The sequence below is a fragment of the Flavobacterium sp. 9R genome (assembly GCF_902506345.1).
Lineage (GTDB): Bacteria > Bacteroidota > Bacteroidia > Flavobacteriales > Flavobacteriaceae > Flavobacterium.
Genome location: NZ_LR733413.1, coordinates 1,018,042 through 1,034,775 on the forward strand (window position 1 = coordinate 1,018,042; position 16,734 = coordinate 1,034,775).

General features: G+C 35.7%; 16 protein-coding genes and 1 tRNA gene. 9 read left to right on the forward strand and 8 right to left on the reverse strand.

Going from position 1 to position 16,734, the window contains the following annotated elements; translation table 11 throughout:
* Positions 1-4: 4 nt before the first annotated feature.
* Positions 5-1,057: an alpha/beta hydrolase gene (locus tag FLAVO9AF_RS04520; protein WP_159684999.1), complete on the forward strand. Its 1,053-nt coding sequence runs from the start codon at positions 5-7 to the stop codon at positions 1,055-1,057.
* Between the two features lie 50 nt (positions 1,058-1,107).
* Positions 1,108-1,623 carry a cupin domain-containing protein gene (locus FLAVO9AF_RS04525; protein WP_159685003.1) on the forward strand — a complete coding sequence of 172 codons (516 nt, stop codon included), beginning with the start codon at positions 1,108-1,110 and terminating at the stop codon, positions 1,621-1,623.
* A 378-nt stretch (positions 1,624-2,001) separates the two neighbouring features.
* On the opposite strand, the gene FLAVO9AF_RS04530 is transcribed toward FLAVO9AF_RS04525, so the two are convergent.
* A tRNA-Arg gene (locus FLAVO9AF_RS04530) sits at positions 2,002-2,075 on the reverse strand.
* 113 nt (positions 2,076-2,188) lie between these two features.
* Here FLAVO9AF_RS04530 and FLAVO9AF_RS04535 point away from each other — a divergent pair.
* Positions 2,189-2,701, forward strand: a complete 513-nt coding sequence (locus tag FLAVO9AF_RS04535) for an adenine phosphoribosyltransferase (RefSeq protein ID WP_159685006.1) — start codon at positions 2,189-2,191, stop codon at positions 2,699-2,701.
* A 14-nt stretch (positions 2,702-2,715) separates the two neighbouring features.
* Here the strand turns inward: FLAVO9AF_RS04535 and FLAVO9AF_RS15670 are convergent, their stop codons facing one another.
* From FLAVO9AF_RS15670 to FLAVO9AF_RS04550, 4 genes are all read right to left on the reverse strand, one after another.
* Positions 2,716-2,859 carry an SsrA-binding protein gene (locus tag FLAVO9AF_RS15670; RefSeq protein WP_159685009.1) on the reverse strand — a complete coding sequence of 48 codons (144 nt, stop codon included), beginning with the start codon at positions 2,857-2,859 and terminating at the stop codon, positions 2,716-2,718.
* Positions 2,860-2,920: 61 nt separating this feature from the next.
* Complete coding sequence (locus tag FLAVO9AF_RS04540; RefSeq protein ID WP_201296276.1) at positions 2,921-4,750, reverse strand: M56 family metallopeptidase; 1,830 nt, start codon at positions 4,748-4,750, stop codon at positions 2,921-2,923.
* Between the two features lie 5 nt (positions 4,751-4,755).
* A complete protein-coding gene (locus tag FLAVO9AF_RS04545) occupies positions 4,756-5,112 on the reverse strand; it encodes a BlaI/MecI/CopY family transcriptional regulator (protein ID WP_024982158.1) in 357 nt (118 codons plus the stop codon).
* 134 nt (positions 5,113-5,246) lie between these two features.
* Complete coding sequence (locus FLAVO9AF_RS04550) at positions 5,247-6,464, reverse strand: MFS transporter (protein ID WP_159685012.1); 1,218 nt, start codon at positions 6,462-6,464, stop codon at positions 5,247-5,249.
* Positions 6,465-6,557: 93 nt separating this feature from the next.
* On the opposite strand from FLAVO9AF_RS04550, the gene FLAVO9AF_RS04555 reads away from it, so the two are divergent.
* The 5 genes from FLAVO9AF_RS04555 (at position 6,558) to FLAVO9AF_RS04575 (ending at position 10,508) form a co-directional block, all read left to right on the forward strand.
* Complete coding sequence (locus tag FLAVO9AF_RS04555) at positions 6,558-7,160, forward strand: DUF1684 domain-containing protein (RefSeq protein ID WP_159685015.1); 603 nt, start codon at positions 6,558-6,560, stop codon at positions 7,158-7,160.
* Positions 7,161-7,817, forward strand: a complete 657-nt coding sequence (locus FLAVO9AF_RS04560; protein WP_159685018.1) for a TatD family hydrolase — start codon at positions 7,161-7,163, stop codon at positions 7,815-7,817.
* A gap of 324 nt (positions 7,818-8,141) precedes the next feature.
* Positions 8,142-8,855: a ThiF family adenylyltransferase gene (locus tag FLAVO9AF_RS04565; RefSeq protein WP_159685021.1), complete on the forward strand. Its 714-nt coding sequence runs from the start codon at positions 8,142-8,144 to the stop codon at positions 8,853-8,855.
* A gap of 83 nt (positions 8,856-8,938) precedes the next feature.
* Complete coding sequence (locus FLAVO9AF_RS04570; protein WP_159685024.1) at positions 8,939-9,598, forward strand: HAD family phosphatase; 660 nt, start codon at positions 8,939-8,941, stop codon at positions 9,596-9,598.
* A 64-nt stretch (positions 9,599-9,662) separates the two neighbouring features.
* A complete protein-coding gene (locus FLAVO9AF_RS04575) occupies positions 9,663-10,508 on the forward strand; it encodes a DUF2911 domain-containing protein (protein ID WP_159685027.1) in 846 nt (281 codons plus the stop codon).
* 80 nt (positions 10,509-10,588) lie between these two features.
* On the opposite strand, the gene FLAVO9AF_RS04580 is transcribed toward FLAVO9AF_RS04575, so the two are convergent.
* The 3 genes from FLAVO9AF_RS04580 to FLAVO9AF_RS04590 form a co-directional block, all read right to left on the reverse strand.
* Complete coding sequence (locus FLAVO9AF_RS04580) at positions 10,589-10,990, reverse strand: putative quinol monooxygenase (RefSeq protein WP_159685030.1); 402 nt, start codon at positions 10,988-10,990, stop codon at positions 10,589-10,591.
* Between the two features lie 56 nt (positions 10,991-11,046).
* Entirely contained in the window at positions 11,047-12,774 is a 1,728-nt protein-coding gene (locus FLAVO9AF_RS04585; RefSeq protein ID WP_159685033.1) for a sodium:solute symporter, read from the reverse strand.
* A gap of 120 nt (positions 12,775-12,894) precedes the next feature.
* Positions 12,895-15,426 (reverse strand): PIG-L family deacetylase, encoded by a 2,532-nt coding sequence (locus tag FLAVO9AF_RS04590; RefSeq protein ID WP_159685036.1) that lies wholly within the window; start codon positions 15,424-15,426, stop codon positions 12,895-12,897.
* Between the two features lie 71 nt (positions 15,427-15,497).
* Here FLAVO9AF_RS04590 and FLAVO9AF_RS04595 point away from each other — a divergent pair, with 71 nt between their 5' ends.
* Positions 15,498-16,541, forward strand: a complete 1,044-nt coding sequence (locus FLAVO9AF_RS04595) for an alpha/beta hydrolase (protein ID WP_201296277.1) — start codon at positions 15,498-15,500, stop codon at positions 16,539-16,541.
* Positions 16,542-16,734 lie beyond the last annotated feature (193 nt).

Sequence of the window (16,734 nt, forward strand, 5' to 3'; positions counted from 1 at the left end):
AAGGATGAAAAAAATAGCATTAATTATAATAACAATTATGATTATTAACATGGCAAATGCACAATCTATCCAAAAGAGATATGAGCAAAATCCTTTTACTCTGGTATATGACGGAGCCATAATCAAAAATGAAAAAGGAAAAGTAAATATCCATCCTGTAAAGTATAAACTCAATGGAATTGAAATCGCTGCCAATGTGTATACACCGGCAAATTACGATTTCTCAAAAAAATATCCTGCTATAGTTGTTGCTCACCCTAACGGCGGTATTAAGGAACAAACAGCCGGATTGTATTCGCAACGTTTGGCTGAGGCGGGCTATATCACTATTACTGCCGACGCAGCCTATCAGGGTGCAAGTGGTGGCGAACCGCGCCATACTGATAAACCTGCAAACCGTATCGAAGACATCCGTGGTATGGCCGATTTTATTTCTCAATATGCAGGTGTAGATGCAAACCGACTAGGTGTTTTGGGAATTTGCGGCGGCGGCGGCTATACGCTAAAAGCTGCACAGTCAGACAAACGTTTTAAGGCTGTTGCCACTTTGAGTATGTTTAATTCGGGTGAGGTAAGGCGTAATGGCTTTCAAAATTCACAATTAGGAACTATACAGGAGCGTTTAAAGAAAGCGTCAGATGCCCGTGCGCAAGAAGCCAATGGTGGAAAAATGATCTATGCAGGAGTAGCGACTATAACAGATGAAGAAATCGCTAAGACTAACACTGATCTTTATCGCGAGGGATATGAGTACTATTACAGAACTCATGCGCACCCAAATTCAACTTTTTTATATACCATGAGCAGTCTTATGGATTTAATGTCTTGGGATGCTGCCACTAATATGGATTTAATCAATCAGCCCCTGTTGATGATAACCGGAAGTAAAGCAGATACAAAATATATGACAGACGAAGCATTTCCCAAAGCAACAAATGCAAAAACTAAAGAGCTTTTTATTATTGATGGCGCGACTCATATACAAAGCTATTGGAAACCAGAATATGTATCACAAATCGTGACTAAATTGGTAAGTTTTTATCAAACCGACCTTTAGGATTTAATTTAATAAAAATTGCTGTTTCAAAATATTAAACTAAAGGAAAAATGAAGAAAATAAATTTTAAAAAAAATGTGTCAATTGCTTTTATAGCTTATATTTCAATAGGAGTGATGTCCTGTAATAATAGCAAAGAACAACAGGCTGATACCAAGACATCAGATGCTGGTTTGATTTTTCCAAAAGGCAAAAAAGTTGCAAATAATAATTTTGCAGGAACAGTTTGGTTGAATAATTTAGTTCTGGATGACAGTATTAATAAGAATGCGGTAGGTAGCGTAACTTTTGAACCGGGTGCAAGAACAAAATGGCATAAGCATCCTGCGGGACAGATTATTTTGGCTATCGATGGGATTGGGTATTATCAGGAAATAGGGAAAGAGAAAATTATTATTCGCAAGGGTGATGTTGTGAGATGCCCTCCGGATACTCCTCATTGGCATGGTGCCTCTCCAGAAACAAAATTTGTCCAGATAGCAATTACTGGGAGGGAAAAAGGGGAGACGATTTGGCTGGAACAAGTAAATGAAGAGCAATACAACAGTAAAGTTGCGAAGTATTGAAATAGTATTATAATTTAATATTAGTGGCTAATTTGTTTTTTTCTTTTACTGTTATATGGATGTATGAAAAATTTATAACTGTAATATTATTTCTTCTTTTATAAGCTTTTATTAGTTTTCCTTTTTGGTGAAATTTTCCCTTTATTATCTTCATCAACAAATTCCATAAATTTACTTTTTAATACTAAATTGTGTTAAATAAAGGCAGTAAAAATAATTTATTAGCTGTAAATCAACAGTTTATATTTGGTTTGAATCCTGAGTAGTCACCCCGGCTGGATTTCCAAACCGCCTATATTTATAAATTAAAACTTACTAAAAAGTACGAAAAAGGCACAAAAAAACGCTAAATCGAATGATTTAACGTTAATTTTAGAGTGACCTCGACTGGATTCAAACCAGTAACCTTCTGAGCCGTAATCAGATGCGCTATTCAGTTGCGCCACGAGGCCTTTTTTGCTTTATAAGGGGACTTTTTAAAAAAGTACTAGTGCCTTATTGCGGGTGCAAATATAGGAATAAATGTGTAACTTGCAAGAGTAAAATTGTATAAAAATAAAAAAAAATGACAGTCGATAAGTACATTCGTGATATTCAGGACTTTCCTAAGGAGGGAATTTTATTTAAAGATATTACTCCGTTATTAATTGATACCTCTGCAAGAAAAGAATGTTTGGATATCTTGGTTTCGAACTTGAGAGATAAAGGCATAAACAAAGTAATTGGAGTAGAAAGTAGAGGCTTCTTTTTTGGAACGCTACTTGCGCAAGAGTTAAATGCAGGTTTTGTTCCTGTTCGTAAACCCAATAAATTGCCCTATGATACAATTGCGGCTTCTTATGCTTTAGAATACGGAACAGACACCTTAGAAATTCATACAGATGCAATTCAAAAAGGCGACCGAGTGCTTATTCACGACGACGTATTGGCCACAGGTGGAACTGCGAAGGCTGTTTGTGAACTAGTAGAACAATTAGGAGGTATAATTGTTCAGTGTAACTTCATTATGGAGCTCACTTTCTTAAACGGAAGAGAAAAATTAGGAAGTAACGAAATTTTTGCTGCGATTACTTATTAATTCATTTATTGCTATTAGCAATCTAATGCTCTGGTGGTAACGTAATATCTGTAGCCTATTATAGCCATTTGCCATTTTTTAGCTTTGCTAATATCTAAGCGTTGTTTTGTAAAACTTGGTAATAGTATTTTGTTGATTTGAGCTAAAATTTTGTACATAAAAATATTTTTTTCAAAGATATAAAAAAAGACGGTCTTGTAATGAGACCGTCTTTTGAGATTATTTTTTCTGATTTTTCTGAGTATCAGTTTTTGCCTTTTCTATTTCTTTTTTGGCTTTTTGAATTTCTTGTTTTGCTTTCTCAATTTCAATTTTTGCTTTTTGTATTTCAATTTTTGACAGCTCCATTTCCTTTCTAGCACGTTCCATATCGGCTTGCATATTTTCTCTTTCACTAAAAGAACGTTCTATATCAGCTTGAGCTCTTTTGATTATTTTGTTCACATTTACCTCAGTTCTTCCATCTTTAGTTGTAATTGCGATTACGCCGTTTTTACCATCGTCTCCATATTTTTCAATAGATATGTCTCCTTTATAAACATCCATTCTTTCGATTGAATTAGGGTCTAATTTCGAATTTAATTCTTCCATAGTGAAATCCACTTTTTTTCCATTGATGTAAACTATTGGTTTTTCACCATTTTTACTTCTGGTTACGATTACCCTTTTTTGGATTTGAACTTTTGGTGCGTTTGGAGCATCTGGCACATCTGGTGCGTCTATGGCGTCTTCTACATCAGGAACACTTGGAGCGTCAGGTGGAGTTAAATCATCTTCGTCATCACTAAAAGAAAAAGCAAAGTTAGATTCTTCATCATCAGAAGAATTTAGTACTATTCTTTTATTGATTTTTCCTTTAGGATTGGCTTTTCCAGTATAAAATCCGATACTTGATTTTCCGTTGCTATCGGTATTTTTTATAAAAGTGATAGGTGAAATCGGACGGTCGCTGTCAACCTGATTGGTTCCTTTGTTACCGTTTTTGTCATCAAATTGTAATTTGATTCCCGTAATTTCTTGATTAGCATTACGCTTAACTTTCGAAATTTTTAGGTTAATGCCGTGCAGGTCTTTCAGTAATTGTGCTTCTTGTTTTAACTTGGCATCAGAAGTATTTTTGTCTATTACTAAAATGATGTCCTCTGTTGTTGTTTTGGATGTTGTAGTGTGTGTTACTGTTTTTTCCTGTGCTAAAACCTTAATTTGGAAGATAAATACAAAGGCAATTAATGCTGGAAGTATCAGCGCATACTTCCACGAATTCCATTTTTTTGATTGATTTTTGTTTAACATAACGATTCGTTTTTTGATTAATGATTGATAAAAATGATTGGTAAGGGCAACACAATTTTCGTGTGTTGTTATTTTTACAAGTGCCATTTGATAGGCCTTTTTGTCGTTAAGTCGTTTAGTTGCCTCGCTATCAGCAATGAACTCAAGGTTTTGTAGTATGGCTCTTTGGTACAGCCAGATAAAAGGATTGAACCAAAATACGATACTAAAAAAGCGAATAATCAAAACATCTATGGTGTGATGCTGTTCGCTATGCACTTTTTCGTGTTCTAAAATACTTTGCAATTCTGATGGCGAATACAAAGAAGAATTGAAAACAATCGTGTTGAAATACGAGAACGGTGCTATTTTCTCCTGAACATCAATCAGTTTGAAGTCGGCTTGTTGTTGTGCTTTCGTTTTATATAAAACGCGATTCAAACTCCAATAATCCATTCCGAATTTTATGAAAAACAAAGCAGAGCCTACTATGTAAATGGCAATAGCAGTCAAATACCAATTTATTTCAAAGGTTTCCTCAGGAGAGGCTTGCTGCAGCGGCAGGTCTGAAATAGGAAAAGTGAGTGGAGTAGGGGTTACCCAAACGATTTTGGTAATGTAAAATAACGGAAGCACCACAGCTGTTCCAAGTCCAGCGAGTAAGAAAAAGCGATTGGCTGTGAAGAAAGTTTCTTTTCGTAACAAGAAATAGTAAGCCAAATAAAATAAGGCAATTAAACCGCTTGCTTTTAGTAAGTAGGGATAGATGGTTTCCATAACGCTTATTTTTGTTCAATCATCGCTAATATTTCTCGCAACTCTTCAGCAGATATTTTTTCTTCTTTCGCAAATTGCGAAACCATATTCTTATATGAACTACCAAAAAATGTCTCTATGGCATTCGACATAAATTTCTTGCGATAGTCTTCAATCTTAACGACAGGGAAATATTGATGCGTATTTCCAAAAGCGTTGTGCGACACATATCCTTTCTCTTCTAGATTTCTGACAATGGTAGAAAGGGTGTTGTAGTGGGGTTGTTCTTCTGTGATTTCTGCTTGAATTTCTTTTACAAAAGCTTTTTTAAGCTTCCATAAAATGTGCATAATTTCTTCTTCCTTGTTGGTTAATTTTTGCATCTTGATTAGGTTTGATTTAATGATAAAACAAACCTACAACTATTTTTGTAGTTGACAAACTAAAAATATAGTTATTTAACTAAATTTTAAGTTAGTTAAAAATTTACTATCGCAAAATGCAGTAAAATAGGTAGTTATTGGTTTTCTTTTTTAACCAATCGCATTACCCAAACACAACCAAAAATGGATACCGCACCCAAGAAAGCCATAAAAATCCAATTGTTTTGGTAGCCAAATCGACTGATGATATCCATTCCAGTTTTGGAACTAACGATATGCGCCAAACTAAAACTCATCGTAAAAAGTGCCATATAACGCCCTTCGTGTCCCTTGGGAGCTCGGCTCAAAGCAAAAGAATTCGAAAAAGGAAAAATGAACATTTCTCCAAAAGTGATAAACAATAAACTAATCACTAAAAAGCCAACCCAAAAATTGAACAACAATGCTAGGAAACTAAATGACATACAAACACAGCCCCAAAGAATGATTTTGAGTTTGTTCACATTTTTGCGTTGTGACGCACTTACGATAGGCATTTCTAGGAAAAAGATAATCAATCCGTTCAACGACAATAGCAAACCGCTTTGAAATTCAGTCAATCCAAATTGTTCTTTATGGTACAAAGGCAAAGTTGTAAATAGTTGAAAAAATAACACCGCCGTAATGAAACACACAAACAAGAAAATCCAAAAAACAGTGTCTTTAAATACAGATATTCTTGTAGCATTGATTTCTTTCAGTTTTTCTTTGTCGATAGTGCTTTTCTTTTCCTTTACCAAAAGGGCAAAAATCAAAATAGAAATAATACAAGAAGTACCATCTACCCAAAACAATCCTTGATAACCCATCCCCATAATGATTAAACCTCCCAGCGCTGGACCAGCTGCAAATCCAAGGTTTACGGCCAATCGCACTAATGTCAAGGCTCTCGTTCTGTTTTCTGGTTTGGCATAAGTACCTAACGAAACAAACATCGCGGGTCGAAACATATCGGCTATGGACATAATAAAAAACATACTGAAGCACAATCCCCAAAAGGAAGTGACATATTGAACGAAGAAAAACAACACTCCAGTAGTAAATAAACTGAAAATCATTATTTTGTAAAAACCAATCTTGTCAGATAGTTTTCCACCTAGCCAAGAACCGAGCATAGAGCCTAAACCAAAACATACCATAATCCAACCGACTTGCCCAAACGAAAAACCAAGGTCTTCTTTCAAGTATTTGGACAAAAAAGGCAACACCATCGTTCCAGCTCGATTGATAAAAGTCATTAAAGTAAGTATCCAAATTTCTCTCGAAAAGCCTCGGTAATTGTCAAAATAGCGTTGAATGGCAGTGGTCAGCATCTTTTTTTTCGTTTTGCCAAAGGTAGTAACTTTGTTTGGAAGCACTTTGCTGACTGCTAACTTTAAGTTATTTTTGCCAAAAACGAATTAAAAATGAAAAATGTACTTCTTGTATTGATGATTATTTTTTGTAATTGGACTTTCGGACAAGCTCAAAAAGGTAGCGAAGCCGTTGAAAAATTCCAAAAAGAACTCAATGCAGAATATGCTTCCCCTGAAAAAAGTCCTTTGCTCAAAGAGGATTTAGCCGTTTTCAAAAGCTTGGATTTTTTTCCTTACAATCCCAACTTGCAAATTGAAGCTCGTTTCGTTCGTACGCCTAATGAAAAAGTGTTCGAAATGAAAACCTCTACGACAAGAAAACCCTTGTATATTAAATTCGGAGAAGCGCATTTCACAATCGATGGGAAAGATTTAGTGCTAAATATTTATCAAAACATCGAACTTTCTAAAAAGAAAGAATATGTAGACTACTTGTTTTTGCCTTTTTCTGACCTGACTTGCGGTAAAGAAAGTTACATCGGCGGACGTTACATCGATTTGAAAATCCCAACAACTGAAACCATTTTTATCGATTTCAATACGGCTTACAATCCCTACTGCGCATACAATCACAAGTATTCTTGCCCCATAGTACCGCTTGAAAATGATGTGCCAGTAGCCATAAATGCAGGAGTAAAAAAGTTTCACGACTAAATGAAGTATTTCAATTTACATACGCACGAAGCCACCCAAAATCCCAACCGAATCGAGTTGGTCAATCAGTATCCTAACGAGTTCGAGAACTCTTTTCCCTATTATTCCATAGGCATTCATCCTTGGTATATTGTGGAGGAACGGATAGCAAGCGATTTAGAAATCATTGAGCAACAACTCCAAGACCCCAATTGTTTGGCCTTGGGCGAGTGCGGTTTAGACAAGCGAATTGCCATTCCGTTGGAGCTACAACAATCCGTTTTTGAACAACAATTGCATCTGGCGCAAAAGTATAACAAACCCGTGGTGATTCATTGTGTGGCGGCGTATCAGGAGGTAATTGCTTGTAGTAAAAAGCTAAAAATCAGCGTTCCGCTACTCATTCACGGATTCTCAAAGAACGAAACCGTGGCACAATCGTTACTCAATAACGGATTTTATCTGTCTTTTGGGAAGTATTTGGTTCAAAATCCAGCCTTGGCAAGCGTTTTTCAAAAAGTGCCAGACAATCAGTTCTTTCTAGAAACCGATACCATCGAAAACGGAATCGAAGAAGTCTACGCTTTGGCCGCCCAGTACAAAAACACAACCGTTGAAGCCATACAGCAACAAATCAACGGAAACATAAAGCGAGTTTTTGGGCTAACTCTCGATTGATTTTAGAATAAAATGAGTTTTTAGGAGCAGAAAAATAGGCATTTTAGCCAGCAAAGTCCCGTTATCCGCTATATCTTTGCTTTTTTAAAGAAAAAAAGCAAAGGATGCCGCTCCTACCGGGGCTAGGAGGGAAGATTGGTGATTTTTTGGAAACATTTAAAAAAATAAAAATAGATTCAAATAAAAAGAAAGAAACATATCAGTCATTGAAAGTTTAACTTTTATGCACTTTCATTGTGCTTAAAATAATAAGTAGCAAAAACTAAAATGACTCAAATGTTTATAAAATAATCAAATAACAAAGAATAACTTTAAACAAAGAATATGGCAGAGTGGACAGAAAGAGCCGAGCTTTTATTTAAAGCCGAAGGATTACAAAAATTACAAAACGCCAATGTACTAGTGGTGGGGCTAGGAGGAGTAGGCTCGTTTGCTGCCGAGTTTTTGGCAAGAGCAGGCGTAGGGAATATGACCATTGTCGATGGAGACGTGGTAGACATTACCAATATCAATCGTCAATTACCAGCTTTGCATTCCACTGTTGGGCAACCCAAAGTAACTGTCGTTGGTGACCGATTAATGGACATCAATCCAGCGCTTAATCTTACCCGAGTACAAGAATTTTTATCTCCAGAGCGCGCTTTAGAAATTGTTTCTACCGATTATGATTATGTTTTGGACTGTATCGATAGCGTAACGCCAAAATTGAATTTAATTTTATCTGCCAAAAGAAACAGAGTCAAAATCATCAGTAGTATGGGAGCAGGAGGAAAAATGTTGGCTTCAAAAGTAAAAGTCACAGACATTTCCAAAACAATGAATTGTTACTTCTCCAAAACCATAAGACGTCGTTTAAAAGAGTTGAAAATCAACAAATTGAAAGTAGTTTTCTCTTCAGAAATTCAAGACCCCAATAGCTTACGAATGACTGATGGTTCTAATTTCAAGAAATCTTTTTACGGAACTAACAGTTATATGCCAGGTCTTTTTGGTTTGCACGCCGCCGAAACAGTTATTCGTCATTTACTGAAGAATTAGTCCTTAGAACCTAGTAATTAGTTCAATACAAACAAATCGACTCAGAAACTTAGCTTCTTAGCAACTTAGCAACTTAAAAAAATATGATACAAACTGTGATTTTTGATATGGATGGGGTAATTGTAGATACAGAGCCTGTTCATCGTTATGCTTATTACCAATTATTTGACGAATTAAATATTACCGTTCCCGAGGAAATGTATACTTCTTTTACTGGTTTTTCGACTCGTAATACGTTTCAATTTTTGAAAAATCAGTTTAGTCTACAACAAGAAGTAGAAGATTTAATTCAAGGAAAACGCAACCGCTTCAATGATGCTTTTGATACCAAAGAGGATTTGACTTTATTGGATGGCGTAGAAAATTTGATTAAAGATTTGCATCAAAACGGAATGCAGTTAATCGTAGCTTCATCAGCTTCAAAAGTGACGATTGATAGGGTGTTTACTCGTTTCAATTTGCATCAATATTTCTCTCATATTGTGAGCGGAGAAGATTTTCCACAATCCAAACCGCATCCAGCTATTTTTGAGCACGCAGCCAGTTTATCAACTGCTCCAAAGGAAAATTGTATCGTTATTGAAGACAGTACCAATGGAGTGAAAGCCGCCAATGCCGCTGGCATTTTCTGTGTTGGGTATCAGAGTTTTTATTCTAAAGACCAAGATTTAGTTACAGCAGATATTGTGATAAACGATTTTAATGAATTGAATGCAAAAACTGTTTCAAAATTTGGTTTTTAAAATTAAATTGTGAAAATATTTGAATCTTATTTGTAAATTTGAGCCACTAACTTAATTAAGACAGATGAAAAAAATTATTATTGCTTTAGCGATTTTTATTGCTAATTTCACGATTGAAGCACAAGTAAAAACACCAGCGCCAAGCCCGAAAGCGACCATTATGCAAACAGTAGGTTTGACAGATGTTGAGGTGGTGTATTCAAGACCTGCAGCGAAAGGAAGACCAGTTTTTGGAAACTTAGTTCCTTTTGGAAAATTATGGAGAACTGGGGCAAATGCCAATACTATTATTTCATTTTCAGATGATGTAGTGATTGATGGTAAAACCTTGAAAAAAGGAAAATATGCTTTGTACACTATTCCAAAAATCGAAAGCTGGGAGATTATTTTCTACACGACTACTGATAACTGGGGATTGCCAGAAGAATTCAAAGAAGCTAATGTGGCTTTGAGAACTACTGTAAAAGAAGAAGCTTTGCCAAAAGCAGTAGAATCTTTCACTATCGGAATCAATAATCTAGATTTGAATTCAGGACATTTGGATATGGCTTGGGAAAATTCTTCAGTATCAATGAAATTTGAAGTACCAACTCAAAAAATAGCTACAGCAAGTATTGAAAAAGTATTAGCTGGTCCAACAGCGAATGATTATTTTTCCGCTTCTCAATATTTATTCCAAGCTAATGGAGATATTACAAAATCAAGAACGTATGTGGACAAAGCTTTAGAATTAAGCACTGAAAAACCATTTTGGTTCTTGCGTTTGAAATCATTGATTCAAGCGAAACAAGGAGACAAAGCTGGTGCTATCGAAACTGCAAAACAATCTCTTGCAGCAGCTGAGGCAGCTAAAAATCAAGATTACGTAAAAATGAACAAAGACAGTATTGCAGAGTGGAGTAAAAAATAACTCGCAATTATTATCTTATAAAAAATCCCGTTCTTATGACAAGAACGGGATTTTTTTGCTTTTGGAGTTCGTGTAAAAACTCATTTTTTATTTTTTACTGCTGCTGCAATAAGGTCAACATCCACGAGTTCTAACGATTGTACCATATCTTTTACAGTAGTTTTATATTTTTTAAAGTGAACTGTTTCAATGTGAGATTGATAAGCAATTGTATCAGCATAGATTTCTAAGATGGTAATGTTAGTTGGTGCATTCTTATCCGAAACTGCATAGTAAGTTAGTACTCCTGATTCTAGCTTAATGGCCGCATTCATTTGCTCTTTTAAAGCTTTGTTATAAGCATTAAGATGTCTTGGATGCACTTTTATTTTTGCAATCCGAACCATTTGCTTTTTTTCTTGTGCTCTAGTATTTTGAGCCATAGCCAAAAACAGTACGACTAAGCTTATTCCCAATAGTTTCTTTTTTTTGATAGCTTTCATCTGTATAGAATTTGTTTTATAAAAAGTATAGCTTCCAATGATTTTTTATCATTTAGCTATTCACCCTCAATGGCTATTTCTTTTTTTGGTACTAGCATTTGAATCACAATAGATAGAACAATAGTTAGTAATGCACCAATAAAATTCAACCACAAATACCCTAATTTTTCTTCACCACTCGGATAGATGAAAATCGCAAAATAGTAAATGATAAATATGGTAATTTGACTGATTACTGCACTATAAAACACGGCTTGTGATTGTACTTTTTTGATATAAAAACCAACTAAGAATATCCCTAATACAGTACCGTAAAATATAGAACCAATGATGTTAACCAACTGTATTAAGTTCTCGAATAATGTTCCAATACAAGCAAATAGAATAGCAATTACTCCCCACATCAAAGTAAAAAACTTCGTAGCATTCAAATAATGTGTCTCAGATTTTTCGGTCTTCAGATTACGTTTGTAAATATCAATTGCTGTGGTTGAAGCCAAAGCACTCAATCCAGAAGCAGTTGAAGACATAGCCGCCGAAAGAATAACCGCTAATAACAAACCAATTAAACCTTTGGGAAGATAGTTGAGCACAAAATGGAAAAAGACATAATCTTTATCATTGGTCTCGCTATCGGGGTCGGCTTTGGTAATAATATCTTTGGCGCGGTCGCGTAAATCTTTTTCTTTGTTTGATAAAGCTACCAATTCCTTGCGTAGTGTAGGATTGTCATAATCCTGATTCAATTGGTCGATATACAATAAATTGATAACTTTTTTGTCTTCTGATAAGGCATTAAGTTTGTTTTCTAAGGCTTGATATTCCTTTTTGTATTTCGAATTTTCAATCACCGTTTTGTTATTCGGATTGAAGTTAAGCGGAACAGGATTGAATTGAAAAAAGACAAAAACCATAACACCAGTCAATAAGATAAAGAATTGCATTGGTACCTTGAGAAGCCCATTCATAATCAACCCCATCTGACTTTCTCGAACCGACTTTCCAGACAAATACCGTCCTACTTGCGATTGGTCCGTTCCAAAATAAGCTAAAGCCAAGAAAAAGCCTCCCGTAATTCCACTCCAAAACGTATATTTTTGTTCTGGGTCAAAAGAGAAATCTACAATATTCATTTTGTCATTGGCTCCTGCTATGTGCAAGGCACTAGAGAAAGTCATATCGTTGGGTAAATAATGTAAAATCAGGAAAAAAGTACTGAACATTCCCAACATAATGACAAACATCTGTTGTTTTTGCGTCACGTTTACGGCTTTGGTTCCTCCAGAAAAAGTATAAATAATCACCGAAATTCCGATGAAAATGTTCATATAGGTCAAATTCCAACCCAATATAGCCGATAAAATAATAGCAGGTGCATAGATGGTTAATCCTGTACCTAATCCGCGTTGTACTAAGAATAAAACCGCAGCTAAGGAACGTGTTTTTAAATCAAACCTTTTTTCTAAATACTCGTAGGCTGTATAGACTTTGTATTTGTGATAAATAGGAATGAAGGTAGCACATATTAATACCATTGCAATGGGTAATCCAAAATAGAATTGTACGAAACCCATACCATCGTGATACGCTTGCCCAGGAGTGGATAAAAATGTGATTGCACTGGCTTGAGTTGCCATCACAGAAAGACCAACTACGTGCCAAGGCGTTTCGTTATTACCCAAAATGAAATCTTCAACGTTTTTACTTCCTTTGGTTTTCCAAACGCCATAAATGACAATGAATAAAAGGGTGGTCAATAAAATAATCCAATCAAATATTTGCATAAGCTAGGCGTATAATTTCATAATGAGACAAAAAATCAATATGTAGACAATATTGGCCACCAATACATAGGTGTAGTCCTTTTTCCAAATTTTTTCTTTATTGGGTTCCATAGTACGGGGTTAGTTGTTAATTTTTGGAGCAGGCATTTTGGTTTCTGATTTTACAGAAATGGTATTGGCCATCAATTTAAAAGCACCAAGAACGCCTTCGGGTAGTTCTCTAAAAAAGCTTAATCCAGTGTAAATATAGTTGCCTTTTCCGTAAGGTGCTACTAATAAAGCCCCGTTTTTTGAAGTTTCGCCTTTGTCATTAGAGGATAAGATAGGAGTGAAGGCAGCATCAAACGTATTAGGATAGTACAATCCTTGTTCTTGTTTCCAGCCTTTGAAATCATTGGCTGTAATCTTATTAGGATAATTCAAAATCGGATGATTAGGAGCCAAGAAACGAACTTCGGCATCTTCTTCCGTTACTCGGTCACGAGAAACTTTTAGCGGATAAGGCGCAAGGTTGGTGGTCACTAAATCATCGGTCGTGTTGTACTGAACAATCATTGTTTTACCCTCTTTTACAAAATCAAATAAAAGCGATTGTTTGTTGGCCAGAGCTTGAACGGTATTGTAGGCTCGAACTCCTGTCATCACCACATCAAACGTAGCCAAACGCTCTGGAGTAATTTCTTCGGGTTTCAAAATAGTGACTTGATAGCCCATTTGCTCTAAGCTCGCTGGAACCTCATCGCCAGCGCCCATAATGTAGGCGATTTTTTCATTATTGGTTTTTAAATCTACACGCAAGAACTTAGCCTCGGCATTTTTAAGAACTTGTTGTTTAGTGATATGATTAAAGTCGATATTGATTTGGCTTTTGTTCAATTGTTTGTCTCCAATAACAATAATGCTTTTGGCTACCAGTTCTTGATTGTTTTTAGGTGGGGTTACGGTAAAATAGACGGTTTTTTCGTTCCCTTTTTTATCCAAATTTACTTCGATAAAAGCGGGATTTATTTTCCAATCTTTTCCTAAATCCAATTGAACGATTCCTTTTATTGCATCTTTACCAGCTTTGACTTTCACACCAACGGTTTTGCTTTTTTCATTGGTAAACAACAAAACTTTTTCGGTAAAGGTTGATGTGGCTTCTGGAACGATATCCAAGAAATTGTACATTTCTCCTTTTACATCATCATTGTATTTGTAAACTACTGTACGTTCAAAGGGAATTTCAACACCTTCAATGCTTACAGTAAACACGACTTTTGCATCTCTTTCTTTTTCGGGTAGTCCAATTTCAGTTGGATTACTCACAGTGTACATTCCCACAGTAGCTTCTTCAGCCAACCAATACGGTTGTGTGTAGGCTATGGTTTCTGGTAGTTGCAAATCAAGGGCAAAGTTGAGCAGTTTGTTAGGTTGTAAAGTTGCATTCTGTACCGTTGAGATTTGGTTGGGCAATGTAGTCACACTTTTTAAAACCATCGGAATTGCAGAACGATTGATGGCTTCTATCTTTAATTTTAAACTACTTCCAGGTGTCGTTTCTTGCGTTGGAGCAACGGCTTCTAAGTATAATCCAGCGCAGGCTGCAATTATTTTTTTGGTTTCGGTTGCTTTTTGTTTCGACCAATGATTTTCGTCTAACTGTAACATCATTTGGTAGGCTTTGACTAGTTTTGGAATGCTAGCCGCAGGGTTGTTATGATTAAATTCTTTGCTAATCAAATTTAGAAGTTCTCCAATGGCTTTTCCTCCTTTGACACGATTCCAGCTCGTATCAATTCCATCAAAAAGAGAACCATTAGCAGGGACTCTTTCACCATTTAAAAACTCTAAATATTCCGTTTCTTCACCACGAGTTCCTGTGCTTCCAAATCCTTGTGATTGATGGGAACTTCTGCTCAATGCGGCAATTTCTTGATTGGATTTTCCAATGTTTGGGTAATAAACCCCAGTTTGCATTGCAATTAGATTGGTTTTGTCCGCGGCATTAAATTTTTCTTGTGAGCCATAAAACCACCAAGAGGTATTGAAAAACTGGCGTTTGGCTTGCCAAGGTTGAAGGTATTTAAGCTGTTCAGGATAAACTGAAGGATTGTTGGTCAAATTAAAACTCTCCACACTCAACATTGCAGAAGCAGTGTGATGTCCGTGAGTAGTTCCTGGAGAACGATGGTCAAAACGGTTAATGATTACATCGGGTTGGAATTTACGAATCGCCCAAACTACATCGGCTAGGACTTTTTCTTTGTCCCAAATCGTCAAGGTTTCGGTAGGGTTTTTAGAAAATCCAAAATCATTGGCTCTAGAAAAAAGTTGCTCTCCGCCATCAATTTTTCGTGCTTCGATAAGTTCTTGAGTACGAATAACTCCAAGTAGTTCGCGCAGTTGTGCACCAATTAGATTTTGCCCACCATCGCCTCGAGTTAGCGACAAATAAGCAGTTCTGGCTTTGGTTTCATTCGCTAAATAGGAAATCAATCGGGTATTTTCATCATCTGGATGAGCCGCTACATAGAGTACGGAACCCAGAAAATTGAGTTTTTGAATTTGGTTGTAAATTTCAACCGAGTTAGGTTTTGTAGGTTTTTGTGCAAAAGCTAGGGTAGTGGATAGTAATAAAAGGAATGCCGTTTTAACTATTGACTGCTGCATAGAATTTTTTTGTTATTGATACGATTCAAAAATAGTAATTAAGAGCTGGTAATTTTTGTTAATTTTTGTTAATGCTGATTATTTATGATTTTACACCACGCATTACTATTTTTACTGATAATATCACTACTTTAGAGTCACTTCTTATTTATGCTATGAAAACAATATTGTATCAATCAGATTATTTAGGAAACGGATTTGAGTTTGCGACTATTAACCAACCCGATGATTATGAAGGTAAAGTCGTTGCAACTGTAATCAGAAAACAGTGCAGTATGCCGAGCAACAAAGCGGTGTTATATGTACATGGTTTTAATGATTATTTCTTTCAGTCGGAGATGGCTCAAAAATTTAATGAAAAAGGATTTCATTTTTATGCTGTTGATTTGCGTAAATACGGACGTTCTACTTTGCACCATCAAAAGATTAATAACATGCGTAGCTTAACAGAATATTTTACCGATTTGGATGAAGCTTTAGCTATAATGCGACAAGAAGGCAATGAACAAGTTTTGTTATCGGGCCATTCAACAGGTGGTTTATTGGTTACCTTGTATGCTTCAGAACGAGTTGGTAATGAAAAATTTGACGCTATTTTTTGTAATAGTCCTTTTTATGATATGAATATGCCTGGCTATCAAAAGCGCTTGCTAGTTCCTCTGGTAGCGCTTTTTGGAAAGTATTTTCCAGATGTGTTACTTCCTGGAAAAATATCAGAATGGTATGGTCATAGCCTGCATGGTGAAAAGAAAGGAGAATGGGATTACAATTTGGCTTGGAAACCGCATTTGGTTCCTGCTTTAAATGCAGGTTGGATTAGTGCAATACATCAAGGGCATAAAAAAATTAAAAATGGAGTAATTCTCACCCGACCTATTTTGGTGATGCATTCTCACCAATCGATTTATAGCAATGATTGGAATGCTTCTTTTTTTGAAGGAGATGCCATTTTGAATGTAAAAGATATTAAAGCAGGAGCAGAGAGGATTGTTGCTCCAAAACGTACTATCATAGAAATAGAAGGCGGAATGCATGATTTGATTTTGTCACCCCTTCAGGTTCGGGAACAAGTATATTTTTCTTTGTTTGAGTGGTTAAAGCAAATTATAAAATGATTTTTATTTAACCTGTTAGGTGAAATTATTTTTACCACATAGAAACATAGAATTTATAGTTTCATTAAAGAAAAAATAGACATTTTACTATTCACATAGCTATACTATGTGTGAAATAAAGCTATTTCTATTCATTCTTTAACAATTTTACTTATATCTATGATTCTATGTGGTTATATTTTTACTTTAGTTG

Excerpts from the sequence above, each read along its gene's own strand:
- FLAVO9AF_RS04520 (WP_159684999.1), top strand. The coding sequence starts at position 5 with ATGAAAAAAATAGCATTAATTATAATAACAATTATGATTATTAACATG.
- FLAVO9AF_RS04525 (WP_159685003.1), top strand. The coding sequence starts at position 1,108 with ATGAAGAAAATAAATTTTAAAAAAAATGTGTCAATTGCTTTTATAGCT.
- FLAVO9AF_RS04535 (WP_159685006.1), top strand. The coding sequence starts at position 2,189 with ATGACAGTCGATAAGTACATTCGTGATATTCAGGACTTTCCTAAGGAG.
- FLAVO9AF_RS15670 (WP_159685009.1), bottom strand. The coding sequence starts at position 2,859 with ATGTACAAAATTTTAGCTCAAATCAACAAAATACTATTACCAAGTTTT.
- FLAVO9AF_RS04540 (WP_201296276.1), bottom strand. The coding sequence starts at position 4,750 with ATGGAAACCATCTATCCCTACTTACTAAAAGCAAGCGGTTTAATTGCC.
- FLAVO9AF_RS04545 (WP_024982158.1), bottom strand. The coding sequence starts at position 5,112 with ATGCAAAAATTAACCAACAAGGAAGAAGAAATTATGCACATTTTATGG.
- FLAVO9AF_RS04550 (WP_159685012.1), bottom strand. The coding sequence starts at position 6,464 with ATGCTGACCACTGCCATTCAACGCTATTTTGACAATTACCGAGGCTTT.
- FLAVO9AF_RS04555 (WP_159685015.1), top strand. The coding sequence starts at position 6,558 with ATGAAAAATGTACTTCTTGTATTGATGATTATTTTTTGTAATTGGACT.
- FLAVO9AF_RS04560 (WP_159685018.1), top strand. The coding sequence starts at position 7,161 with ATGAAGTATTTCAATTTACATACGCACGAAGCCACCCAAAATCCCAAC.
- FLAVO9AF_RS04565 (WP_159685021.1), top strand. The coding sequence starts at position 8,142 with ATGGCAGAGTGGACAGAAAGAGCCGAGCTTTTATTTAAAGCCGAAGGA.
- FLAVO9AF_RS04570 (WP_159685024.1), top strand. The coding sequence starts at position 8,939 with ATGATACAAACTGTGATTTTTGATATGGATGGGGTAATTGTAGATACA.
- FLAVO9AF_RS04575 (WP_159685027.1), top strand. The coding sequence starts at position 9,663 with ATGAAAAAAATTATTATTGCTTTAGCGATTTTTATTGCTAATTTCACG.
- FLAVO9AF_RS04580 (WP_159685030.1), bottom strand. The coding sequence starts at position 10,990 with ATGAAAGCTATCAAAAAAAAGAAACTATTGGGAATAAGCTTAGTCGTA.
- FLAVO9AF_RS04585 (WP_159685033.1), bottom strand. The coding sequence starts at position 12,774 with ATGCAAATATTTGATTGGATTATTTTATTGACCACCCTTTTATTCATT.
- FLAVO9AF_RS04590 (WP_159685036.1), bottom strand. The coding sequence starts at position 15,426 with ATGCAGCAGTCAATAGTTAAAACGGCATTCCTTTTATTACTATCCACT.
- FLAVO9AF_RS04595 (WP_201296277.1), top strand. The coding sequence starts at position 15,498 with ATGCTGATTATTTATGATTTTACACCACGCATTACTATTTTTACTGAT.